The organism is Paenibacillus sp. J2R1T-4, from assembly GCF_059692235.1.
Genome location: NZ_JCAUBA010000017.1, coordinates 118,531 through 142,883, shown reverse-complemented (window position 1 = coordinate 142,883; position 24,353 = coordinate 118,531). Strand labels below are relative to the sequence as shown.

Genomic DNA, 24,353 nt, shown 5'->3' with positions numbered 1-24,353 from the left:
GATTGTCTATTCCTGTATAATGAGGTTCAGAATCTGTTTTCTTTTCCTATCCTCTTTCATACAAAGGACGATCTTATTGATGATCTATTCTAAAAAGATATTAACAACTCGACATCTTTTGTGCCTATCTTTGTTGATCCTGATCCTGTTTGCTGGCTGCACGGACCCGAAGCATTCTTTTAAGGAAAAAGAAGTTACTTTAACCGTCTCTGCCGCTGCGAGTCTAATGGATAGCTTGAACGAAATAAAAGACCTCTACACTGGGCACAAAGGCCATATTGACATTCGGTATAATTTCGCCTCGTCGGGAGCCCTGCGTCAACAAATCATCCAAGGCGCACCTGTGGATCTATTCCTCTCCGCGGATTTGGCTAACATGAAGACGTTAGTGGATAAACAGATGGTACTTGAGAAGCAGCAATCGATACTTTTGCAGAACGCGCTTGTCGCGATTAAGCCTAAAGACAGCAAAATTGTTATGACTAAGCTAGAGGACTTGGCTGAACCGCTAGTAAAGGTCATGACTATTGGTGATCCTCTTACCGTTCCTGCTGGGCAATACACCAAAGAGGCCTTGACAAAAGCAATGGTGTGGGACCGTATCCAGCCCAAGCTCGTATTAGGCAAGGATGTTCGACAGGTGCTTACCTATATCGAGACAGGAAATGCAGATGTAGGTTTTGTATACCAAACAGATGCGCTTATATCCGGAAACGTTGCCCAAATGTTCACTGTTGATCCACAGCTGCACAGCCCTATCCTTTATCCAGTTGGCATTTTGAAAAATACCGAGCATATGGACGAAGCCCAGCACTTTTATAATTTTTTGAGAAGCCCAGAGGCAATGAACATTTTTGTGAAATATGGATTCAGCAAGCCGGAAGCTGCACGATGATGACAACACTAACTTTTCAATCGTTTTTTACACCTGTCCTGCTTTCATTGAAAATAAGCTTGATCGCAAGTGTCCTTGTGCTCCTCCTGGGTACTCTTGCTGCTTGGTGGATGTCTCATCGCCGATTCTTCGGCATAACACTGCTCGAAACCTTGTTCATGCTGCCGCTTGTACTTCCGCCAACCGTGGTTGGCTTCCTGTTACTCGTACTATTGGGACGCAGAAGCTGGCTTGGCCGAATGGCGGAATGGTGGTTTCACGAGCCGATTATTTTCTCCTGGTGGGCCGGAGTGATCGCTGCTGTTGTAGTTTCTTTCCCGCTTGTGTACCAGACGATGAAAGCTGGCTTCTCCAGCCAGAATGCCGACATCGCGGATGCGGCAAGGTCTAGCGGAGCGAGCGAATGGCAGGTGCTTCGCTTCATTACGCTGCCACTCGCTTCCCGATCCATCATTACAGCATACATACTAGGCTTCGCACGCGGGTTAGGAGAATTCGGCGCTACACTTATGATTGCTGGGAATATCCCCGGAGAGACTCAGACATTGCCTACAGCGATCTATACAGCAGTTGAATCCGGTCGTATGGCTCAGGCTTGGTGGTGGACTGCAACGGTTATCGCTCTGTCGTTCGTTATGATGTATATGGCTCGGGCAAGAAAGATACAGGACTACTAGATGAAAATACAGGGAAAAAAAATTTTCTACTCAAACTAGTCTACACTAGTCTACGCAGAGGTGTTATAATACGGTCAGAGAGACATTAAACTTCAGTCATCTGCATCAGGTGCAAGATCAGACATCAAGATCAGTCATCCAGATTAGTCACAAGCATCAGTCACCAAGATCAGTCATCACTCTCTACCGAGGTTCGTTGTTGTTAATCAGCACGAACCTTATTTTCATGAAAGGAGGACCTGAATACGCTGTTTTGTAACCGCTTACTTATTCTAAACCTAAGGAGGAATGTTCATGCAGACGTACTCACAGCCTGTTCCCTATGAGTAGTATCATGATATGATTATGAAAGATGTCAGGACGCAGGAGTTGCCTAATTTGATTACCAAACAAACTATTTCTTTCGATAAACGATACCGTACTTTCTTGAATGAAATTCGCTCACAGATCAAGAGCGGCACTATTAAGCCAGGCGACTATCTGATTTCTGAAACCCAATTGGCCAAGCTGTATCAGCTAAGCAAAATGTCTGTTCGCCGAGCACTAGCAGAGATCGAACAGGAAGGACTAATCGATAAAATCCCTTGCATCGGGAACCGCGTTCGTGAGTTACCTGAGACATCTGAGTTAAATTCACTAAAGCGGTTACATTTGTATGGTTACGAGGTCAATTCCGAGAATCGCGTACTTGAAATGTGCATTCAATTGTTCGAGCAGCGGAACCCAGGTGTAAAGATTGAGTTCACTGTTGCTCCGAATTCCAAATACATCCAACAAATGCTCCATAAAATTGAACATAAGAATGACATTGATTTGTTCGTTATAGCAGATGAGCATTTCAATATTGCTGAGGATATCGGAAAGTCTCATTTGCTGGAATCGATCCCGAGCAATGAGCTTAGGATAGAACAAAAGTTATATCCACAGACACTTCGCATGTTCGAATCGAACGGAGCTCTGAAGGCCTTGCCTTTTTCCTTCTCTCCAGTTGTATATTTCTATAATGCAGATATTGTATCCGAGGAGGATCGGATGCTGCTGCATAGCTGGGAAGAGCTGCAACAATTCATCGACAAGTATACGATTACCGATACAGATGGGATTCATCAGCAGCTTGGCCTTGCTTTTCACATTGCACCACGGCGCTGGGCTTCCTTTCTTCTGCAGAACGGCGGTGCCTTTTTCAATAAAGACGGCGATCCGTTTTTTACTAGTAAAGCCTCGGTTACCGCAATGCAATTTTTTGCGAATTTGGTGCATAGATACAGGATTACACCTTACACGGAGGGTGAATTCAGAGCAGACCATTTCCTCTTCGAGAATAAGAAAGTGGCTACGATTCTATCCAGCTATTACTATATGAATGAATTGCATTCCTTACCTTTCAAGTGGGACGTTCTTCCCAATGTTCCAGGTAACACGGGCAATGCAACGATCTTGTTAGGCAGCGGAGTTGCCATGTCCAAACATTGCACGGATAAGCAACTAGCACTGCGTTTTCTTGAATTTCTAAGCGGCGATGAAGCTCAAACCTTGCTCAAACAAACGATGTGCTCACTACCCACGAACCGCGTTATAGCGGAGAATAGAGAGATCAATAACCCGCAACTCCATCCTACACATTACCATGCCTTTGTGAATTTCATGGAGTTTTCCTCATCGATCAAAGACCTTGGCGTCAATCATTCCACACTTTCCGGGATATGTCAGGATCTCACTTTCCTGTGGTCCCACATGGAGACGGCCGAAGCAGCATGTGAGCGGATCGAGCGGAAGTGGCTTCTCCCCCATGTCCATCCTATTGCCCAAGCTGAATAACGAGCATTTGCTGTAGTAGAGCTTTAGACAATCGATACTGGTTGTCTAAGGCTCTTTTTTTTGCCCGTATTTACTAGAAGGTTTAAAAGTGAAATGTTGTGGCAACTCTAGTACTAGCAATTGTAGTTAGCCAATCTAGTAAAAGCTAAGATAACCCAACAATGTTAAGGAGGCTTATTCATGCCGAATCGTATGTATGGTTTACTGATCAAGATCGTTGTCACTTTATTGATACTGCTGGGGATCGGTCATCTCACCTCCGAGCGAACCTTTGCTTCGCCACCCAATGTCAATTATGCAACCTGTGGATATGTATGTGATCCCTCTCTAGCTGCTGAGCAGAATGAATCCGATCGCGCAGCTTATGAAGCGGCTCTGGGCCTGGAACAGGAGATTCAAGCTTCCGTTGCTAATGCACCACAACCATTAATCTATCAAGTTAATTCGGGGGACACACTTTACCAGATTGCTAGAACGTTCAACGTCTCCGTCAGTGAACTGAGTTCCGTCAACTCGATAAACAATCCAAACTCGCTTAAGGTTGGTCAGCCGTTACAAATACCAGGTAAAGTAATTGACGCCGAACTCTCCAACGGGAATGCCGTAGTAAGTAAAGTTTTGATGTCCACATTGACTGCTTATACAGCGGGTGTAGAATCAACAGGCAAGCGTCCCTCCGATCCTGCCTACGGGATGACTTACAGCGGCAGCAATGCGTTGGAGGGACGCACCATCGCTGTTGACCCAGGCGTTATACCGATCGGTGCGACCGTCTTCATAGACGGGATTGGTGTCCGTACCGCTGAGGACACCGGATCCGCAATCCGAGGAGCAAGAATTGATGTATTTATGAACGATCTTGGCCAAGCCCGCCAATTCGGGGTCAAGAAGAATGTGTTGGTCTACGTATTATCCTAAAGGGTTAGACAGGTATGGTCCTTTGCTGCGAATTATGGGAGGCTCGGTCGAATCGGAACAAGTCGCTGTTCGAACTGCTGCCGGAGATGATCCAGTCACTAATGACCTGCGAAGCAATCATGCTGTAGACCGTCCCATTCCCTCCATATCCAAGCATGAAGAAGCTGTTCGGGAACTGTTCCTGAACACCAATCATCGGTAAACCGTCATGCGTGCTGCAGAAAGCAGCCGACCATCCATATTCCACAGAAAGGTCCGGAATGTTCGGGAATAGTTTGCGTGCTTCTTCCAGCAGAAGCTCTTTCTTATGGGGTAACATGCGATCTCGCTCCTCCGGTATAGCCGTACTTTCATCCAGACCGCCTAACACAATCCTATTATCCGCCGTGGTTCGGATAAAAAGGTATGGTCTAGTGGTCTCCCAGAGTAAGCAGCGTTCAAACCAGCCGCTGAAATGAGGGAGCGGTGGGGTGGCAACAGCAAAGCTGCTCGAAAATACAGCATTCGGATTGCGCTTGATTTCCTGTGTCTCGTAGCCTGTTGCGTACACGGCGTACTTGGCTCGGATACTGTATCTCCCAGCATGCATTCGCAGCATGCCCTGCTCCATTGTATATCCGGATACCTTCGTATTCGTATACACGCGCAGTCCTCGCTGGCGCGATGTCTGGACTAATGCATGGACCAGCTTGTGTGGATTGACCTCTGCATCCCCAGACGCGTATATGGCACCTAACTTGGAGAATGAGAAACGCTCTGAGATATGCTTGCTATCCCAATATTCCACTGGAAACTCATAACGCTTCAGTGTATCGTATTCTTCCTGAAGCTTCGGCAGGTCTTCTGGGCAGCTGGCATAATATAAGCTGTTGCGGCGTATGAAGTCCGGGCTGAATACAAGCTTTGCGCTGATCTGCTCCAAAGCATCTACCGCCTGCTTGCATAATCGATAAAATCGCAAGCCTTTTTCTTTTCCAAATGTATGCATGCAGGAAGTTAATGTTTTATCATTGGTGAATTGCAATAACCCAGTATTGGCAATCGAGGTTCCTTCAGCGATTGAGGCTCGTTTGTCCACCAGAATCGTGTCCACCCCTTGCTCCGTCAATTTATAAGAAATCAAGGAGCCCGATTCACCTGAACCAATCACAACCACATCACATTCCACGTCTTCTTCCAGAGAAGGATAAGATTGGGGATGTAGAAATGTCGATTTCCACACTGTTTCGCTCGTATGTAAATTCATAGAGATGGTTCTCCCCCATCCGAAAAATATGTAAAGAAACCTCATATATGTTCAATGTTTCCCGGAAACGGCTATACTATCCGTGAATGGGATTAAAAACGAACGATAAGTAAAACCGCTAGATAACTCTAGCGGCCTTGGCGTTGGATATCAGTTGGGTGCGTGGAAGGGCAGAAAGGCGGGCTCCAATCGCTGTTGCACTTCAATTCTTTTGATCATGTTTTTAGTGGTGAGAATTCAAGTGCAAAGGCGACCGCTGACGCTTTTCCGCTCCGCCTTCCTGCCCTTCCTGTTTGACGTTTTCTGTAGGGAGTTAGGTTCTCATACCCACCCATGTCACAAAAAAAGGTTGTCCCAAGCACAGTCTTGCATTCCTGTGTTGGAAACAACCTTTTTTGCAATTTCCCTATACGCCTGTCCGTTTCTTTTGATTGTTCGGCTTTTTTGTCAGCTGGCTCTTCATCTTCTGATTGCCGCTAGGTCCATGCTTCTGTTTTTGACTGGCCAGATGCGCTTGTTTCTTCTCGGCCAGCTTCTTTTTCATCGCTTCCGCGAGTGAGATTTTTCTAGGCTCCCCCGATTCAGAAGCAGCATCCTCTTGATCCAAGTCAGGCTTGATTTCGTCTGTCATACTATCACCTCATCCGATTACGTTACTCTGTAGTGTATCTTATTTAGCCTATTTTCACCACCTTGATTTGGCGCACCCTTTTATCATCCCATCTTGACAGCTGCCTTGAAAGCGCATACTCTAATAATTAGGCGACTAACTAAATGCACAGCGCAGGAGGAATAGTATGAATAACAATCGTCCGGCAGAATCACTCACTTATATGCTCTCCCAGACCGTAAAGCTGCATCATTACAACACTCACCTGATGCTCCGCGACCAGGATGTCCACCAAGGACAGCCTCCTCTGCTGTTCGCACTATCTCGGGAAGACGGGCAAACGCAGAGCGAATTAGCCGAGAAGCTGCGTATTACTCCAGCAACCGTTACGGTTATGCTGAAGCGTATGGAGAAGAACAAGCTGCTCCAACGCCGTCCTGATCCTAAAGATCAAAGGAAGTCAAGGGTATTTCTCACGGACAAGGGCAGAGTGACTCTTGAGGAAGTAAGGAAAGCTTTGAGAATCAGTGAGACACAGTGCTTTGATGGATTTGATGATGAAGAGAAGGTCATACTTCTGCAATACCTGCAACGTATGCAAGCGAATTTGAATCGATTCGTACCGCCTGAACGATAACTGGAATCGAGGTGCTAATGCTGCCATGTGGAAATTGTTCAAATATTTGAAGCCCTATTGGAAAGTTGTTACAGTCGCTCCCCTATTCCTCCTTGTCGAAGTTATCATGGATCTAATGCAGCCGTTATTGATGGCTAGTATTATTAACGACGGGGTTCTGACCGGAGACCTTGCTCATATACAAAAAGTTGGACTATACATGATTGGATTGTCTTTAGTCGGCCTGCTCGGAGGCATCGGGAGTATTGTATTCACCAGTATTGCCTCTCAGAGCTTTGCTGCTGATCTTAGGAAGAGCTTATTCCAGAAGGTGCAGTCGTTCTCTTTCAATAATCTCGACAAGCTTAAGACCGGTTCGCTCATCACTCGCCTAACGAATGATGTCGTGCAGATCCAGACACTTGTACAGATGACGATGCGTATTCTTACCAGAGCCCCTCTTCTCGCAATTGGCAGCTGTATAATGGCTTTTATGATTAGTCCTCGACTGGCCATTGTTCTTGCTATTGTCGTGCCCTTGCTATTCATCTCGATGTTCATTCTACTTCGCATTGCCTTCCCTATGTACACTAAAGTTCAACAAAAGCTGGATAACGTCAATATTGTGTTGCAAGAAAATTTAGCCGGGATTCGAGTTGTAAAAGCATTCGTAAGAACCAAATTCGAGAACAAGCGATTCGCCAAGTCGAACGAAGATTATATGAATACCGCCATCAAAGCAGCTCGTATCGTATCGCTTAATATGCCGATTATGTCGCTCATCATGAATGCCAGCATCGTAGCTGTATTGTGGTTCGGCGGCAATCTTGAGTGGCAGGGCTCCATCCAGCTGGGAGATCTGATCGCTTTCATCAACTACGTGACAACCGTTCTGTTCTCTTTGTCCCTTGTAGCCATGATGATGGTATTCGTCTCTCGAGCAAAAGCTTCTGCGGATCGCGTACAAGAAGTGCTGAACACGGAATCCGAGATTGTTAGTCCCTCTCTCTCAGAAGTTACCAATACGATCCAGTCTGGGCGAGTGCTATTCGACCAAGTTTCTTATACTTACTTTGGTCATAAGGGAGAGCCCGTGCTGCAGGATATCTCTTTCTCAGCCGAACCGGGACGCACGGTTGCAATCTTAGGAGCGACGGGCTCTGGCAAGTCAACGCTAGTTAGCTTAATCCCGCGGTTTTACGATCCGACCGAGGGACGCGTCTTGATCGACGGCATCGATATACGTCAGATTGGTCTCGACCATCTGCGCAGCCAGATTGGAGTTGTGCTGCAGGAAGCGATTCTGTTCACCGGAACGATTCGGGAGAATATAGCCTTCGGCAAGCCTGAGGCAACACAAGAGGAGATTGAGCAAGCTGCCGAGGCGGCTCAGGCTCACTCCTTTATAACTGGCATGCCGGACGGCTACGAAACTATAATTGGTCAAAGGGGCATCAACTTATCTGGCGGTCAGAAGCAGCGCATCTCGATTGCCCGCGCCCTGCTCGTCCGTCCGAAGATCCTCATTCTCGATGACAGCACGAGCGCAGTTGATCTCGGGACGGAATACCGTATCCAACAAGCTCTTAAGCGATTGATGCAATCGAGCACCAATATTATAATCGCTCAACGTATCTCATCCGTTATGGAGGCTGACCAAATATTAGTATTAGAGGAAGGACGCGTTGTAGCAGAAGGAACACATGATCAGTTAATGATTGACAGTGATGTGTATCGAGACATTTATTCATCCCAGCTCGGAGAGGAGGAAGCGGCCAATGGCTGAGCAGAACACCAGACGCACGAGTAATACCACACCGCCAGGTCATCCCGGCCCCGCAATGGGAATGCCTATGGGTGCCGCCGCTCGCGGCATGATGATTCCATCCAGAGCTAAGAATGGGACTGCTACATTGAAGCGAATATGGGGCTACTTGAAGGTGCAACGCGCTGGACTTCTTGCCGTAGCTATATTGACTGCCCTCAGCTCAGCCGCTACCCTGACAGGACCTTATTTGCTCGGAATATCATTCGATCGTTACATTATTCCGCGCGACTATGACGGGCTGCTGCGGGTCAGTCTTATTCTCTTGGTTATTTACGTAATCGGGGCCATTGCCCAATGGCTGCAATCCTATATTATGGCAGCAGTCGCTCAGAGAACGGTCCTTCATATGCGAAGGGAGTTATTCGACCAGCTGCAGAACTTGCCCCTTCCCTACTTCGACAGCAAGAGGCATGGTGAACTGATGAGCCGGACTACTAACGATATGGACACCGTCTCCAATACATTGAACCAGAGCGTCTCTCAGCTTATGACAAGCGTTCTAACGTTGACTGGAGCACTGACCATGATGCTGCTGCTCAATATTTGGCTAACCTTGCTTACTTTAGTAACGATTCCTTTAGTTATCCTTATTACAGGCAAAATCTCTGCTCGTACCCGACTCCACTTCAAAGGACAGCAGCAGCAGCTTGGAGAGCTGAACGGCTTTATCGAGGAAACCGTTGCTGGCCAGAAAGTGGTCCAGGTATTCCGGCGTGAGCAAAAAACAATCGAACAATTCGACACTATTAACGTGAAGCTGCGCCATGTTGGAATGCGAGCCCAGACATTGTCAGGAGCCATTATTCCGATTATGAACGTCGTGAACAATCTCAGCTTTGCCCTGATTGCCGCCGTCGGCGGTTGGATGGCATTCCACGCCCTGACAACAATCGGAGTTATTGTAAGCTTCCTAAGCTATTCGAAGCAATTCGGCCGTCCCATCAACGAACTTGCCAACCAATTCAATATGATTCAATCGGCTATCGCCGGGGCTGAACGTGTATTTGAGGTGATGGATATTGAATCGGAGCATCGCCATAACACAACCTCGAAGCAGCTTGAACAGGTCCGAGGGGAAGTGACGTTCCAGGATGTGTCTTTCAGCTACAAGCCTGGGGTGCCCATCCTTAAGGATGTGAACCTACACGTAAAGCCTGGCCAAACGATAGCCCTGGTAGGCCCTACTGGCGCGGGTAAAACAACCATCGTTAACCTGTTAACCCGATTCTATGAGATCGATGATGGCTCAATCCTGATCGACGGGACCGATATTCGCATGTTCGACAAGAACAGTCTGCGCAATCGGCTTGGCATCGTGTTGCAGGACGCCTACCTGTTCTCCGATACGATTCGAGAGAACATTAGGTACGGCCGGCTTGATGCTTCAGACGCCGAGATCGAGCGTGCAGCCGCGCTAGCCAATGCGGACAGCTTCATCCGTAAGCTGCCTCAAGGATACGGCACTCAGCTTACGGAAGAGGGCGGCAATCTGAGTCATGGTCAGCGACAGCTGCTTACGATCGCGAGAGCGATTCTGGCTGATCCGGCCATCCTCATCCTAGATGAGGCAACGAGCAGCGTGGATACGCGAACAGAGATGCACATACAGGAAGCGATGCAATCGCTGATGCAAGGAAGAACAAGCTTCGTGATTGCCCACCGGCTCAGTACTATTCGAGATGCCGACCTGATTCTCGTTATTAACGGCGGCCAAATCATTGAACGCGGTACTCATCGTCAATTGCTCGAGCAACGCGGCTATTATCATGATTTGTACACAACTCAGTTTCAAAGAGTCATCTAATCTGGGCTATAATGATAAGATAGTGTTCTATTTTCATTTTCCCAGGGAGGGCATCCTCATGCTCAAAACTTCAATCGGTCGGCTTAGCATAATCGCATTAATAGAAGGGCTGTCGTACATTGTTCTTCTAGTGATCGCAATGCCGCTTAAATATTGGGCCGACATTCCGGAAGCCGTCAGTTTCACGGGTGCGTTGCACGGTCTGTTGTTCGTTCTGTATTTGATTGCAGTAGCAAATGTTACTTTTGTTCACCGTTGGTCCATCCAGAAGGTGCTGTTTGCATTAGTTGCCTCGATAATCCCGTTTGGGAATTTTATTCTGGAGAGAAAGTTACTTCGGAAAATGTAGCGATCAGCAGTGTGCAAGGCAGTCTAATATATTGTACAAAAAGCGTTGAGAAGCCCTAGCAGGCTAATCAGCGCTTTTTGTATGATTCCGCCATGCACCAAAAAAGCCGACTCTGGTTCATGTCAGAGTCGGCCTAGTGGAATTGCAATTAATCGGAATGAATATCATCGAGCTCGTCCAAATATTCGTTCTCTGGACCTTCACCCGCAGGATTGCTGTTCTTGATCGGACTCAGACGCCCATTCCTATGCTCTCCAATGTCATTGGCTGGCGGATTCTGCGTGTTATTATCCGGATCATGCTTGCTATTGTTGTATTTGTTGGACATGCTGCTTCTACCTCACTTTGATCATTTTATCCATGCCAAAAGGTAGTATACGACAATGATCAGGTTGATATTCATGATTAGAAGAGAGATTAGCAGCAAGTACCTGTGATGTCTAGGATCAAATGGGTAGGAGTGCAACCGTCGAGCGTAATTCCAATTGGCGAATCATCTCGAACCAGGCTTCTGGCTTATGCACCAAGACGGTATAGTAGGTACGCAGAAATTGACTTACAAGCGCTGCAGGCAATTCGGCAAGGTTCTCCTTATAGGCCAGGAAACACAGGTCCAGCTCATGAACGCCCTCCCCATCCTGCTGCCAAGACGGATGAACATACGGAAAATCAAGCTTACGGTAACCGAGATGTGCTAACACTTCTCTTCTTACGAACGGATCCATCGGTTTGATTCCCCCGAAGCTATGATTCTCAATCAGATAAGGATTGTAAATCTCTGCGAACATTCCAATTAACTGACTGCCGCTGTCCTCTACAATGCGGAACAAATCCTGCTGTCTGTTACGAGCTAGAAAGGGTCCGATTCCAAGCCCCTCTCGACCAATGATCGTGAAATCAGTCATCGCGACTTGCATATCTGGATAAAAGCGGTACTCTGTCGCCCCTACTACTTCTCCTTCATGAACGGCAACAAATACCCGAATGCCAGGATCCTTTAGCGGTTCAGCCCACGCACTCGCTTCCAGCACTTCCTCTGCTGGGAACACCTGTCCCATTAAACGGTGCATCGCTGTAAAATTATGATCTTCAATGCTCGTGATCTGTACATAATCCATTTGTATCCCTCGTTTCTACTAAATCGGCTCATTATTCATACGATATGGAGCGATTATAGCAAAGCTTCTGAACAAGTCAAGTGCGACCCCGCCATATGTGCAACCTAGTCCTTTTTTACAACGTCTATAGGTTATCGAAATTTATTGAGGGGAGCTTGACTACTATGAATATAGGCGTTACTCCGATACGCGCAACTATAACTCGAATGGTTACGATCGTCAGCCTTTCCAGTGTGTTGCTTCTGGCAGGATGCCAGCCCACCCAAAAAAGCACAGGCCCTTATACACCTACCAATGCAGACATTGAGTTAGCGCAAGCATACAATGCGTTTGGCTTCGATCTTTATCGAGCTATGGCAGCAACCGAGCCAAGCGGCAACCTATTCATGTCTCCCTCAAGCGTTGCTATTGCCTTGTCGATGACTATGAACGGAGCTGTTGGGCCTACAAGAGATGGAATGGCTAAGGCGATGCACTTGAATAATTTGGCCCCTGTCGACATCAACACTGCTGCCCAGAAGCTGCAAGAAGAATTAGAAAATGCGGACCCTAAAGTTCAACTGGCTATCGCTAATTCCATATGGGCGCGCAAGGGTATGAAGTTCGAGCAAGCTTTCCTGCAGACAAACAAAGATTATTACGACGCCGAGACATCAGTATTAGATTTCAATGACAAGAAAGCAGCAGATACTATAAACAAATGGGTTGAAAAGGAGACCAAAGGTAAAATTGAGAAGATCGTACAAAGCCCTATTAATCAGGCTTCTGTTATGTTTCTCTTGAACGCCGTGTACTTCAAAGGCGACTGGACGATTCCGTTCGAGAAAGTATCTACCTCCGATCTACCTTTCACCTTGAAGGACGGAACCAAGCAGAATCGATCTATGATGGCTCGCCAAGGCAGCTTCCATTATGCGGATCGGGACGGGTACAAAGCCGTTCGTCTGCCGTACGGGGACGGCAATACGGGAATGGTTGTGTTATTGCCTGATGAGGGGATGAAGCTGGCAGACCTGGGTGAACTACTCACTAGCGAGGAATGGGTTAAGCTGTCCAGCAGCCTGAAGGAGCAGCAGGGAAAAGTTATTTTGCCTAGATTCAAGCTGGAGTACGAGACCTCTGTGAAAAAATCGTTACAAGCCCTAGGGATGACCCAAGCATTCGACGAACACAAAGCTGATTTCAGCGCTCTGCTGACTCCTCCTGCACAAGCTTTCATCAGCGATGTGAAGCACAAAACGTATGTACATATGGATGAAAAAGGAACGGAAGCTGCAGCAGTTACTAGCGTAGAGGTCAGAACAACATCGGCTATAACGCCAACCGGATTCCTGATGGACATCAACCGTCCCTTCCTTTTCGTCATACATGAACAGAAGACGGGTTCAATCCTGTTTATCGGCTCCATATCGAATCCTCAGCTCTGATCGATCGGGCAGATTGCAGTAAAGAACTACAAGCGGGACCCCTTCTAAGCGGTCCCGCTACTATTTACATCGGTGCTTCCTAACCAGTATGAGCCCACTCTTCCTTGGTAGGACCGTATACGCCGGTTATCGGAAGCCCTGCTTGACGCATCAGAATCGTCAACTGACCGCGATGGTGAACTTCGTGCCTGACGAATAACGACAAGGTCAATCCATATTTCCACTGCTCCCCCCACATATCGCAGGATTCCATCAGCCACTCATCGGTCCATTGCGAACGTACAGCTTCTAATAAACTTACAACCGCCTTGCGCCTGCTCGTCGGTCGTCTACCCACGGCCGATGCTGACGAAGGATCGCAGCATTCAGCCACGATCCTTATCCTTGCCTTTATTTTTTGAGGATCGTCTGAATAGCCGCATTCATCTTCTCTTCCGCTTCCCGCAATGCCGTATTGATATCTTTGCCCGAATGGAGGACCTCACTGAACGCCAGATCGATCATCGTTGCGGGGTTCTGCGGGAAAGCGAACTTAAACGGTTTTACGACAGCGAGCTTCGGTTTAGTCAAAGCGACTACATTTTTATTCTGGTAATCCGCGTTGTTCTGTCCGAATTGATCTTGGATTTTCCGGTCCTTGAGGACCGATAGTTTGCCGTTTCTGGAGATCATCGTCTGTACTTCATCGGATAAAATCACCTCGATGACTTGGAAGGCGGCATCTTTATTTTTACTCTGGGCCGTCATTACAAGGTTGTAGGAATCGACGCGCTGACCGACGCCGGGCACAGCGGGATTGACCGGATAGGTGACGACATCCCAATTCAAGGTTTTAATCTTCACCATTGCCGGCAATAGTGCGGTGTACCCCATTGTCATGGCAACCTGACCGTCCTGAAAGCCTTTGATGGCTGCGATCGTTTTGGGCGTCACGCCGTCGCTGGACAATTGTTGCAAGCGGTACCAAAATTGAAAAAGATCTTTCCAGCCTTGCGACTGAAAAACGGATTTGTTGTTAACGGTATCAATGAAAGGCAAGCCCAATTGATATGCCCCCCAGTATACGCTGTTCGGGTGCAAGCCGATGTAAGGGACTCCATTCTCATTCCTGGTCAGCTTAACGGCCAAGCTCCGTATTTCTTCCCACGTCATGCCGTCCTTCGGGTAAGAAACCCCGAACCGGTCGAACAAATCCTTATTGTAAAATAACCCGAACCCGTTATTATAAACAGGCAAGCCGACCAACTGCTCGGAGAAGCTGCCCACCTTGATCGACTCCAAATACTCCGGTTGAATACGAGCCAGGTCGAATTTATGCTTCTTGATCAGTTCCTCCATATTGTAATAAAGCCCCAGCTCCTGAAACGGCAATATGTTCAGCGGAGCTTCCATTATAAGATCGGGGATGTTTCCGGATGCTACCAATTCCGGCACTTTGCTGCCCTCTACCGAGGTATCCGTTCTTTGTATCGTAATGTGCGGATATTTCTTTGTGACGGCGGCGGCAAACTGACTCAGCTCTTCATCGGACAAGAAGCCTTTATGGGCAGCCAATTTTACCGTAACAGGATCATTCTTGATAACCGCTTCTTCCTTCGTTTCCACTTTCGTTTCCACTTTCGTTTGGCCGCTGCAAGCGGCTGTTGCCATGACTATCAAACCTATAATAAAACCGATGAATATCCGTTTCCTTGCCAAAATAATCACCCCACTTGGTTTTTTAACTTGCACGTTCCGTTTCCTATTCGACATCGCGAAATTCGACAGCCGTAACCGGCTTTCCGCCCGCTTTCATCACCTCCGGTCATTTGAAGCGCTTCCAACTAGCAGGTGCAAACACAAAGGGACGGTACTTGGACAATAGTTGGAATAACGATAATACATTTTTTATAATATCATTAATATAATATATAATATGTAATATGTCAATTCAGAATTAATAAAACCCGTCCGGGCGTTTTTCAGATCGATTGCGTATCAGCAGTGCTCAATCCCATCACAGGTGCAAACTTTTCCGCTGCAAATAAAACAAATCAACGATTTCTAACAAAGTTACTACTAAGGTCTAGCGTGAAAATATAAGGTTTAAATAAAACCTAAGAAGGAAAAGATTTTTAATAAGTTTAATCAGGAGGACCCCAATGCTGGATAAAGGAAAGATCAACGCTCGTCAGGCAAGTTTTTTGATGTTTTCTTTTCTCATGGGAAGTGCAATTTTAATGATACCGTCTACTGTTGCTTCCTTAGCTAAACAGGACGGTTGGATTTCAGTCCTTGTAGCCACTGTATCAGGCATGGGAATCGTTCTAATATTTACCACGCTAGGACTTATGTTTCCGAAGCAGACCATCATTCAATATAGCGAAACCATCTTAGGGAAATGGGTCGGAAAACTTGTAGGTCTTCTGTACATATGGTTTTCCTTGCATCTAGGAACTCTTGTTATTCGGAATTCCAGTGATTATGTGGCGTTAGTATCGTTGCCAGGAACACCTTTGATTGTCATAATCGGAGCATTTTTAGCGGTAATTGCCTATGCCATTCGAGGAGGAATTACAACACTTGGACGAGTGAACGAAGCTATACTTCCTTTTCGAGAAGCGATCGTAATTCTTATTATCATTTTATTGCTTAAGGACTTTAAGTGGGAAAACCTTAGACCGGTTATGGGCGATGGAGTAATGCCAATTCTGAAAGGTTCTATCCCTGTTGTTTCATTCCCATTTGGCGAAACCATTTTGTTCGCTATGCTTTTGCCCAATATAAGCAATGTGCAGAAACTGAAAAAGGCCTATATGGCCGCCATATTTCTAGGCGGTATTTTTCTTTCTATCAGCGTATTGCTGACCATACTTATACTAGGTCCTTCCATCGCTTCGCGATTGAACTTCCCGGTTCAATCTGTTATTCAGAGTATCGATATGGCTAATTTCCTTACTAACTTGGATGCTTTTGGAATGTTACTGTGGATATCATCTAATTTTGTTAAAATAGCCGTTTGCTATTATTGTGCTGCAGTCGGGATTGCCCAATGGTTTAACCTTTCCGATTATCGGCCCATTGTGACTCCTGTCGGCATTCTATTGCTTATTTTCTCTCTGACCGTATATAAGAATAGTGCCGAACAAGCTGTATTCGCCTCTACGATTTGGCCCTTTTATGCTATACCTTTTGAGATCTTGCTCCCGCTTTTGATGCTGATTGTTGCAAAAATAAGGCGATTGGACGGAAGATAGCATCGCGATATTTCTAAGCACGAGGAGGGGTGTCGAAATGAGAAAAGGGTTACTGGGTTGGGTAAAGCATCGATTAACTTCCAATCGTCATCACAAACAATCACTCTTCAACAATCAGGAATCGATAAGTTGCGCGCCACTTAGCGGAAATCTTTTAAGGGATGTCCAACAATTGAAAACGATATTTGACCGGTCTTCCGATATCGTGTATCGGGAATTTCTAATCGGCCATATTCAAAAAGCGGCCCTCTTCTTTGTGGACGGCCTTGTCAACACGCAAATAATTGATGAAGGCGTTATGAAGCCCCTAATGGATTATGGGAATCGGATGTCTGCCCCATCCAAAATTCAATTGAAAGAACTGGAAAAACTGCTGAAGGATCAAGTGATTTCCACAGCACAGATCCGTCGGGGAGAGAACATTCAAGAAATTGTTGACCACGTTCTGTCCGGAGATACCGTTTTATTGGTGGAAGGAACGGAAGCCGCCCTTTTCATCAGTGCCAAAGAATGGGACAAGCGAGCTGTGGAAGAACCCGCTACGGAAGCCGTTATTAGGGGTCCAAGGGAAGGATTTACGGAAAATCTGCGAACCAATACAAGTTTGATTCGCAGAAGGTTGAAAACGCCTCAATTAAAAATGGAAGCTTTGAAGGTAGGACGGTTGTCAAAAACCGATATTGTCATTACCTACTTGGATGGCATCGTGGATGATGCCATTGTAACGGAAGTTCGGGACAGATTAAGCCGTATAGATATCGATGCTATTCTAGAAAGCGGATATATTGAGGAATTGATTGAGGATGATCCCTATTCTATATTTCCCCAGGTGCAGAATACAGAGCGTCCTGATAAAGTGGTTGGCCATTTATTAGAAGGAAAAGTTGGGATTATTATTGATAATACCCCCTTTGCACTAATTGCACCGATCACTTTTTTTGAGATGATGCAGGCAAGCGAAGATTACTATCAGCGTTATATAGTTTCGACGGCAGTCCGCTGGCTCCGCTATATGTTTGTACTGACCGCCTTGCTATTGCCCTCCCTCTATATTGCCGTATTAACCTTTCATCAAGAAATGCTTCCAGAAACGTTGCTGCTCAGTATTGCCGCTTCCCGGGAACCGGTACCGTTTCCGGCTGTTATCGAAGCATTACTTATGGAAATTACTTTCGAAGGATTGCGGGAAGCAGGTGTTCGCCTGCCGCGTCCGGTTGGACAAGCGGTAAGCATTGTCGGGGCACTGGTGATCGGACAAGCCGCGGTACAGGCAGGACTTGTTTCCGCACCGATGGTTATCGTCGTATCGATAACGGGTATTGCCTCGTTTACGTTTCCAAGCTTTTCCCAATCCATCGCCATCCGCCTGCTTCGTTTCCCGATGATGTTCTTTGCCGGAACATTAGGGTTATATGGAGTGTTGTTGGGAATGTTAATGATTCTGATCCATATGGCAAGACTTAGTTCGTTCGGTGTCCCCTATTTGTCACCCCTCGCTCCTTTACAATTCAGTGATCTGAAAGATGTTCTTGTACGGGTCCCTTGGTGGGGTATGATTGAACGCCCAAAACAAACCGGGAAAAACAATCCTCAGCGTATGAAGAAAGGGTTGCGCCCCCGCCCCCCAAAACACAACGAGTAGTTTGTCCATGTGAAGGATGAGGTTGATGAGAAAGAAAACAATGCTGCTGCTGATCATCGTCATGATACCACTTATAACAGGCTGTTGGAGCCGGGTAGAGGTGAATGATCTTTCGATCGTGACCGCAACAGCTATAGATAAGATGGAAGACGGCTCAATCCGTTTGGCATTGCAGATTGCCATTCCGAGGATGCTGGGACAGATCAGTGGCGGAGGCAGTGGTGGAGTTGGCGGGGAAAAAAAATCAACCGTTACCGTTTCAGAGAAGGGAGAAACGGTGTTGGACGCTGCCCGCAGACTTCAGGAGAAGTTGCCTCGCAAACTGTTCTTTTCTCACAGCCGGATTATTATTATCGGAGAAAAAATGGCACGGGATGGCGTTTCGCCGATTCTTGATTTTTATTCGAGATACCGCGAAGCTCGACTGCACAGCTTTATATTGTTCACAACGGGAGAAGCAGCAGACATATTGAACATACCTCCGAAATGGGAAAAAATATCGGCCGAGGAAATTCAAGAAGAAGAGAAGATGCAAATCGGGATGTCCATTTATTTAAAGGACTTTGTAGATATGCTGCTAGTTGATGGCGTGGAGCCGATTGCAGCTAAAGTGGGACCGAAGTATTCGGAGGTAATGAACAAGAGCGATTCTGTAAGCGAGCATTCATCACACAAGTTAGAAAGAAGCATTGGCATTACAGGGGCAGCCGTGTTCCACAAAGATAAATTGATCGGTTGGATGAATGATAAGGAGGCAAGAGGCGGGATGTGGCTGCGCAATGAAATAAAAGATGCAGTGGTCACGGTGAACATTCCGAAAGAAATGGGAGGCGGAAAAATAAGCTTAAAAGTATTAAAGGCAAATACAAAATTGAAACCCATAATGAAAAATAACAAAGTGGAAATGGAAGTTGAAGTTCTTGCGGAAGACGATCTGTATGAGAATAGTTCCAAACTGGATCTTAGCAATCCCCAGGTCATTCAATATGTCGAAGAGAAGCTGAGGGATGATATTACAGAAAGATTACAACTAGTGCTCGACAAGGCTCAAAAGCAATACAAATCAGACATATTCGGGTTTGGCCTTGCAGTATATCGTTCCTATCCTAAAGAGTGGAAGAAGCAGTTTAAAAACCGATGGGATCAGGAATTCCCTAATTTAGAAGTGAAAATTACTTCCCACGTGAAGGTGGTTCGTACCGGTCTTACGAACAAATCACTGACATGGGAAGAAAAGGAGTTTATCAAATAATGAAAATTTTCATGATTGTAATCTTCTTTCTGGTGTTGGCCGGATGGGATGTGCCCGCCTTGCTAAACAAGAACCAGAAAAAAGATCTGGCCGTGTACTCTATGTTCATGGCAACAGGGCTAATTTTAAGCGTTTTAATTGTGCTCCATGTCCCTCTTCCGAATCCATCCAAGGGATTGGAAGCGATATTCAAACCATTAGGTTCATTATTGAAAGCGGGTTAATAGATGGTTTCAATGCGACCCCCCTTAACCCGCCCTATTGAACACGATCGCGCTCAAAGTTAATACTTTCCTCTGCAACGATCGAATTTACCTCACGAACAGCTCCCGACGAACATCTCAAGCATTTTCTCAACGTTTAATACTTTCTCCTGAAGGGAGCGAGGCGTGTAGTAATAATGGTTGCTCGCTTCATATCCAATTCGCGAATCGCGGCATACGAGCTCATACAGGTGCTTGGCAAGGTTGATCTCCTCACGGAGAACCGCTTCAAGCTGTTGGGACAGCTCCAATCGTACCGGCCCCTTCCCCACTTGCTCCCATTCTGAACGAAGCTGGACAAACCTAGTCTGTAGATAGGAGCTGCGGAAATGACAATTGGCGGCCATGGCGACATCCCTTATATCAAGCAAAGCATGTGAGACTGCACCCTGCTTGGAAGCTTCCGCCACAGCCTGATCCATAGCTTCCATGCCCGCCTGCCAACCTTCCGCCAGCAGGCGCAGCTGCTCCTCGTAGACGTCAACAGGATAGATTCCACGCCAGTGCGTTAAGTCATCGTAGGGGAAACACACCATGGTTGCGCTGTAGCCAGTCGGTTCAGCATACAGGAGATTCCCGGGTCCTACATTGTGAGGTCCCGAATATAGAACGGTAACATCGAATGGAAAATGTTTGAACGCCTCACTGAATATCTTCCATGCATTCAGAATTAGCGGCACGGTTTCAGGACCGGCCATTTCCTCCGCTTTACCCTGCATCAATCTTCGTGACAGTCCTTCGTGCTCGGCGTCTCCCCAATACACTTCGGCTGCCATCTCTAGCAAATACGAAGGATATCCGCCAAGCGTCCAGCTCAACATTAGCCCGTTCACACCTGATTGAACCAAACCCTCCAGATGCTCCGCAACCAGATTCACAACGGGAAGGTAAGGAACGGCTGAGCATTCCCAGGAGGTGTTGAGTTGCACCTTGGCAATTGTCCCCATTCCCCTATTTCTTGCCGTCTCCCAGGAACGGATCGACTTGGTGCCCGGTCCTACAATGGATACGGAATAGTCCCTCAATATCCCCGGTACTCCGCCGATATGGGTCGGTATCTCATCCTCGCTTACGCACATCAGCTCCATCGTATCCGGCAGGGCATGGATAGCCCGCTCGACAGTGGCCTCATCCCAATTAAAGGTCCCGGTCCATCCCCACGTCCAGCCTATTATCCTTGCGCTAGGCTTTGCACTCTTGGCTCCCTCCGTGATCAACCGGTTAACCTCCGCAACCACCTCATCTGGCTGGCGGCTCGCACATCGAGGGCAGTTTGTCTTCCCCATGTAAGCAGTGGAGTAGCAGTTCGTTAGATTCTCCGACATCGTAATCGTGAACAGACCCGCCAACTCGGGAACCTCCTGGAACAAGCGAGCCGTGCTGTTCCGCAGGTAGCTCTGGACATCAGGATGCGATGTGCACAGAGTTGCATATTCCTGAGCGGTATGTCCCTTCCACTCGGGATAACGATCGAAGAAAGAAAGGGGCATAGCACGAGGCTCATTATAATATAGATAAATGCCAATCCCGTATTCAGCAGCTCTGCTTGCCAGACGCCGCAGCCCTTCCAATCGCCGTTCCCATCCTTCTGACAGCTCAGGCTGAGGCTTGAATGGAACGAGCTGATAAAGCACCGCCTGCAGCCAAACCCCATTGACGCCCTGCTCGGATAATCGCTCCAACAGCTCATCCGGATAAGGGTCCATCTCCGTTTCGAGCAGCGGATCTCCATAAATGCCGAAATAGGAATACACATAACGAAGATCGAAGCGTGTGGTGCGATTGTAAGTACCCTGTTGCAAATAAGGCGCGCGGCTGCGCTCCATCATGTGCTGAAGAAAATGCAAGCCCCGCAGCAGGCCGACTTCATCGACCGCTTTGATGCTTATGTGCGCAGGACCAATGTCGATCCAATGGCTTTCAGCCGGGATGTTCTGCTCCTCGACCTGAATGACGGCAAGCTGCAACTGTTTGTTCCCGTATGCAGGCGTTGCCTCCGTTGCAGGGTAAGTAACAACTGGAATTGTATGGCCCCAACGCGCTTCGTGTTTGCAGGTAAACCTCTCAGCGAAGCGGGCACTCCTTTCCGTTAATCCGTATACAGCAATCTCCCAAGTGTTGTCCAATACAGTCATCCCTGGACCAGGAGCCTCTAGATGGACAACACCAGGATTGTAAGCAGCGGCAGGTTTCAGGAAGCTGAAAGCCTCTTCAGTTCGCCCCCTTTGATCATTAGGAAAATGCTTCTGCAAACGATCCCTAAGCTGTGCGGTTTCCTTCTGCTGCCCTGTCGTCAGCGGCTCGTACTTTACAGGATTTAGAGCTGGCTTCACCCGACCGAGCTTGATCCACAGAAAGTCGTCTTCCTTCAAGGCAAATCCCATCTTCGATTCGTTCCAATCCAGTAATTCAAGCAACTGACGGAAGGGGAGCAGATGCCAATTCGCCTTAATAATAGTGATGTACCCTCTTGTTAACCAGTGCGGATTAATAACAGGAGGAACAGGCAAGCCTAATTGTTCACCCAGCTCGAGCACCTTCTCGTTTGAAGTGCCAAGCAAAGATGCCAACCTCTCAACAGGGACCATCTCCCAATTACGCCAAATTACCGCCTGTTGAACAGTTGGGAAATGCGGCAGCGGAACCGGGAAGAGATCGGAGCTCTCCGGAAACTCGCTCAGTATTCGTTCACTTATCATCTGGACACCTCCAAAGGGATACCACACAACTTACTCTACAATTCCAGTTCGTTCGTATAAACCTTGTGCGAAGAAAGACGGCGTCATCACCAGTTCACGCTCGTCTTGAGATATTCAATCGTGTCGATAATATCCCGATTCTTCTCATCTACGCCGACTTCGCCTTCCCTCTCAATAATCCACTCGCCCTGGAAATCGAGTTGTTTCAACCCTGCTAACAGCTTCGGGAAATCGACCTTGCCCTTGCCCACTGCTACTTGGCGTCCCAGATGCTCACCGTCAGTTGGATAAAAGCCGTCTTTCACATGGATGTTACGGATATAGGGGCCAATCATGTCAAGAGCGTCAACCGGATTTCCTTTTCCATAAAGAATCAAGTTGGCCGGATCGTAATTAATGCCCAGGTTGTTCGTACCTATCCGCTGAATCGTACGCAGCAGGACGACAGGGGTCTCCTGTCCGGTTTCGAACCAGAACTCAATTCCTCGTTCAGCGCAATACTCTGCGACTTCCTTAATCGCAGCCACTACTTCATCATAGTTCGGGTCCGTCATATTTTCCGGAATAAATCCACAGTGGGTAATAATGGCGGGCGCTCCTATCCATGACGCAAAGTCAGCCCATTTCTTCAGGGCATCCAATCGCTCTTGCCGTCCCTCTTCCGGAACGATGCCAAGTGTCACAGGCCCCTCCTGGAAATTCCATATCATCCGCCCTGGAAAGCCTGCCCACATGGCGCTCACGCGGACACCGGTTTCTTTGGACTCCTGATTGACTCGCTCCGCCATCTCCCGTGTTGCCAATTCAGGGTCCCAACTAACAAGCTGGCATACGTTCAAGCCAAAATGGTTTACAGCTTCAAAGCAATTTCCTTCTCGACGTAAGCTTGTAATAATTCCAATATTCATGTGACTCACTCCTCGACAATCATGATTTCATAATCAAGGCCATCCCTATAGTATTATTTCTTGCCCTGTTCGGGCCGATTGCTCAATCGCATGGGCAACCTGAATACCGTGAATGGCATCTGTGAATGAGACCCGCTCCGGCGAGACACCCTTGCGGATACATTCGCACAAATATTCAAGCTGTTCTTTAAGCGCCCCATGTATTTTTCCGCCTACTCGATAGTGAATGTGCTGGTCAACCGAGACCCGCCCGGATTGGTCTCCCCACAACTGCAGCCCGGAATTGCGAGTTTCAAAATGAGCAACCCCCTTCTCGCCAATCACTTCCGTACAGTCATCCATGGCAAGTCCGGCGCGCTCCGGCGTCATCCAATTACTCTCGATGACGGCGAGCACCCCGTTCTCAAATTCCAGACAGGACCACAAAATATCGGGAACATCGGCGCCCATTGCGTGCCGGCCGTATGCCTTGACCTTTGTTACACGGCTTCGGGCATACCAGATGGCAGTATCAATATCATGAACCGAAAGCTCGAACACCGTATGCGTACGTTGATAAGTGGCGAACAATTTCTTCTCGCGGGATCGCTTCAGATAAATGCTTATGGGCTTCCCCAGACCTCCTTCATTAAGCGCCTCATAGATTTGGGCATAACGAGCATCGAAACGAAGCAGATGTCCAGGCGCTACAAACTTGTCGTATTGCCACGCTGCCTCCTGCATTTGAATCGCTTCATCCAGAACCGTAGATACCGGCTTTTCTACAAGTACATGCTTCCCGCTTTTCAGTGCCCTCAAGACGGGCTCCAGGTGAGCTTTTTCATAAGTCACGACGCTTACCAGATCGATATCTTCTCTCTCCCAGAACTGCTCTGCATCCGTGTAAACATCCAGCCAACGGTATCGTGCTGCTATTTCCTCCAATCGGCTTTTGTTACTCTCACAGATCGCTACCACTTCCACAGACGGAATAGAGCAATAGGCTTCCAGGTGACATTCTCCCCATGAACCGAGACCGATAATGCCCACTTTTATTTTCTTCATCTC

The 24,353-nt window shown here is 47.4% G+C and carries 22 protein-coding genes; 13 read left to right on the top strand and 9 right to left on the bottom strand.

The features are described from left to right. Window positions 1-79: 79 nt before the first annotated feature. From modA to AC58QD_RS24340, 4 genes are all read left to right on the top strand, one after another. Window positions 80-895 carry a molybdate ABC transporter substrate-binding protein gene (modA, locus tag AC58QD_RS24355; RefSeq protein ID WP_497337615.1) on the top strand — a complete coding sequence of 272 codons (816 nt, stop codon included), beginning with the start codon at window positions 80-82 and terminating at the stop codon, window positions 893-895. Then, window positions 895-1,572 (top strand): molybdate ABC transporter permease subunit, encoded by a 678-nt coding sequence (gene modB, locus AC58QD_RS24350; protein ID WP_497337634.1) that lies wholly within the window; start codon window positions 895-897, stop codon window positions 1,570-1,572. Before modA ends, modB begins: the two co-directional genes overlap by 1 nt. A 378-nt stretch (window positions 1,573-1,950) precedes the next feature. Continuing rightward, window positions 1,951-3,390 (top strand): extracellular solute-binding protein, encoded by a 1,440-nt coding sequence (locus AC58QD_RS24345; RefSeq protein WP_497337614.1) that lies wholly within the window; start codon window positions 1,951-1,953, stop codon window positions 3,388-3,390. A 180-nt stretch (window positions 3,391-3,570) separates the two neighbouring features. Continuing rightward, window positions 3,571-4,308 carry a 3D domain-containing protein gene (locus AC58QD_RS24340; protein WP_497337613.1) on the top strand — a complete coding sequence of 246 codons (738 nt, stop codon included), beginning with the start codon at window positions 3,571-3,573 and terminating at the stop codon, window positions 4,306-4,308. Between the two features lie 4 nt (window positions 4,309-4,312). Here AC58QD_RS24340 and AC58QD_RS24335 read toward each other — a convergent pair whose 3' ends face one another. Next, window positions 4,313-5,554, bottom strand: coding sequence for an NAD(P)/FAD-dependent oxidoreductase (locus tag AC58QD_RS24335; protein WP_497337612.1), 1,242 nt, complete (start codon window positions 5,552-5,554; stop codon window positions 4,313-4,315). A 406-nt stretch (window positions 5,555-5,960) separates the two neighbouring features. Then, window positions 5,961-6,185, bottom strand: a complete 225-nt coding sequence (locus AC58QD_RS24330) for a hypothetical protein (protein WP_497337611.1) — start codon at window positions 6,183-6,185, stop codon at window positions 5,961-5,963. A gap of 166 nt (window positions 6,186-6,351) precedes the next feature. Between AC58QD_RS24330 and AC58QD_RS24325 the strand changes: the two genes are divergently transcribed. The 4 genes from AC58QD_RS24325 to AC58QD_RS24310 are packed head-to-tail and all read left to right on the top strand — an operon-like array spanning window position 6,352 to window position 10,761. After that, window positions 6,352-6,801, top strand: a complete 450-nt coding sequence (locus tag AC58QD_RS24325) for a MarR family winged helix-turn-helix transcriptional regulator (protein WP_497337610.1) — start codon at window positions 6,352-6,354, stop codon at window positions 6,799-6,801. Window positions 6,802-6,826: 25 nt separating this feature from the next. After that, the gene (locus AC58QD_RS24320) at window positions 6,827-8,566 is read left to right on the top strand and encodes an ABC transporter ATP-binding protein (RefSeq protein WP_497337609.1); all 1,740 of its coding nucleotides are present in this window, start codon (window positions 6,827-6,829) and stop codon (window positions 8,564-8,566) included. Continuing rightward, window positions 8,559-10,412, top strand: coding sequence for an ABC transporter ATP-binding protein (locus AC58QD_RS24315; RefSeq protein ID WP_497337608.1), 1,854 nt, complete (start codon window positions 8,559-8,561; stop codon window positions 10,410-10,412). The genes AC58QD_RS24320 and AC58QD_RS24315 overlap by 8 nt, the downstream gene beginning before the upstream one ends. A 58-nt stretch (window positions 10,413-10,470) precedes the next feature. Then, window positions 10,471-10,761: a DUF3817 domain-containing protein gene (locus tag AC58QD_RS24310; RefSeq protein WP_497337607.1), complete on the top strand. Its 291-nt coding sequence runs from the start codon at window positions 10,471-10,473 to the stop codon at window positions 10,759-10,761. 148 nt (window positions 10,762-10,909) lie between these two features. Here AC58QD_RS24310 and AC58QD_RS24305 read toward each other — a convergent pair whose 3' ends face one another. Beyond that, on the bottom strand, window positions 10,910-11,089 hold the full coding sequence (locus AC58QD_RS24305) for a hypothetical protein (protein WP_497337606.1): 180 nt from the start codon (window positions 11,087-11,089) through the stop codon (window positions 10,910-10,912). 118 nt (window positions 11,090-11,207) lie between these two features. Continuing rightward, a complete protein-coding gene (locus AC58QD_RS24300; RefSeq protein ID WP_497337605.1) occupies window positions 11,208-11,879 on the bottom strand; it encodes a GNAT family N-acetyltransferase in 672 nt (223 codons plus the stop codon). A 164-nt stretch (window positions 11,880-12,043) separates the two neighbouring features. On the opposite strand from AC58QD_RS24300, the gene AC58QD_RS24295 reads away from it, so the two are divergent. Next, entirely contained in the window at window positions 12,044-13,306 is a 1,263-nt protein-coding gene (locus tag AC58QD_RS24295; RefSeq protein ID WP_497337604.1) for a serpin family protein, read from the top strand. A 79-nt stretch (window positions 13,307-13,385) separates the two neighbouring features. On the opposite strand, the gene AC58QD_RS24290 is transcribed toward AC58QD_RS24295, so the two are convergent. After that, a complete protein-coding gene (locus AC58QD_RS24290; protein ID WP_497337603.1) occupies window positions 13,386-13,679 on the bottom strand; it encodes a DinB family protein in 294 nt (97 codons plus the stop codon). A 17-nt stretch (window positions 13,680-13,696) separates the two neighbouring features. Then, window positions 13,697-15,004, bottom strand: coding sequence for an ABC transporter substrate-binding protein (locus AC58QD_RS24285; protein ID WP_497337602.1), 1,308 nt, complete (start codon window positions 15,002-15,004; stop codon window positions 13,697-13,699). 443 nt (window positions 15,005-15,447) lie between these two features. On the opposite strand from AC58QD_RS24285, the gene AC58QD_RS24280 reads away from it, so the two are divergent. Genes AC58QD_RS24280 through AC58QD_RS24265 form a run of 4 tightly spaced genes read left to right on the top strand, consistent with a single transcriptional unit; the run spans window position 15,448 to window position 19,660 of the window. Further along, window positions 15,448-16,542: a GerAB/ArcD/ProY family transporter gene (locus AC58QD_RS24280; RefSeq protein ID WP_497337601.1), complete on the top strand. Its 1,095-nt coding sequence runs from the start codon at window positions 15,448-15,450 to the stop codon at window positions 16,540-16,542. A gap of 37 nt (window positions 16,543-16,579) precedes the next feature. Beyond that, window positions 16,580-18,184 carry a spore germination protein gene (locus AC58QD_RS24275; protein WP_497337600.1) on the top strand — a complete coding sequence of 535 codons (1,605 nt, stop codon included), beginning with the start codon at window positions 16,580-16,582 and terminating at the stop codon, window positions 18,182-18,184. A 25-nt stretch (window positions 18,185-18,209) separates the two neighbouring features. Beyond that, complete coding sequence (locus tag AC58QD_RS24270) at window positions 18,210-19,436, top strand: Ger(x)C family spore germination protein (protein ID WP_497337599.1); 1,227 nt, start codon at window positions 18,210-18,212, stop codon at window positions 19,434-19,436. Further along, window positions 19,436-19,660, top strand: a complete 225-nt coding sequence (locus AC58QD_RS24265) for a hypothetical protein (protein ID WP_497337597.1) — start codon at window positions 19,436-19,438, stop codon at window positions 19,658-19,660. Before AC58QD_RS24270 ends, AC58QD_RS24265 begins: the two co-directional genes overlap by 1 nt. A 92-nt stretch (window positions 19,661-19,752) precedes the next feature. Here the strand turns inward: AC58QD_RS24265 and AC58QD_RS24260 are convergent, their stop codons facing one another. The 3 genes from AC58QD_RS24260 to AC58QD_RS24250 all read right to left on the bottom strand — a co-directional run bounded on the left by AC58QD_RS24260 (window position 19,753) and on the right by AC58QD_RS24250 (window position 24,350). Further along, on the bottom strand, window positions 19,753-22,398 hold the full coding sequence (locus AC58QD_RS24260) for a hypothetical protein (protein WP_497337596.1): 2,646 nt from the start codon (window positions 22,396-22,398) through the stop codon (window positions 19,753-19,755). Between the two features lie 86 nt (window positions 22,399-22,484). Further along, the gene (locus AC58QD_RS24255) at window positions 22,485-23,306 is read right to left on the bottom strand and encodes a sugar phosphate isomerase/epimerase family protein (RefSeq protein ID WP_497337595.1); all 822 of its coding nucleotides are present in this window, start codon (window positions 23,304-23,306) and stop codon (window positions 22,485-22,487) included. A 45-nt stretch (window positions 23,307-23,351) separates the two neighbouring features. Continuing rightward, window positions 23,352-24,350 (bottom strand): Gfo/Idh/MocA family protein, encoded by a 999-nt coding sequence (locus AC58QD_RS24250; RefSeq protein ID WP_497337594.1) that lies wholly within the window; start codon window positions 24,348-24,350, stop codon window positions 23,352-23,354. Between the last annotated feature and the right edge of the window lie 3 nt (window positions 24,351-24,353).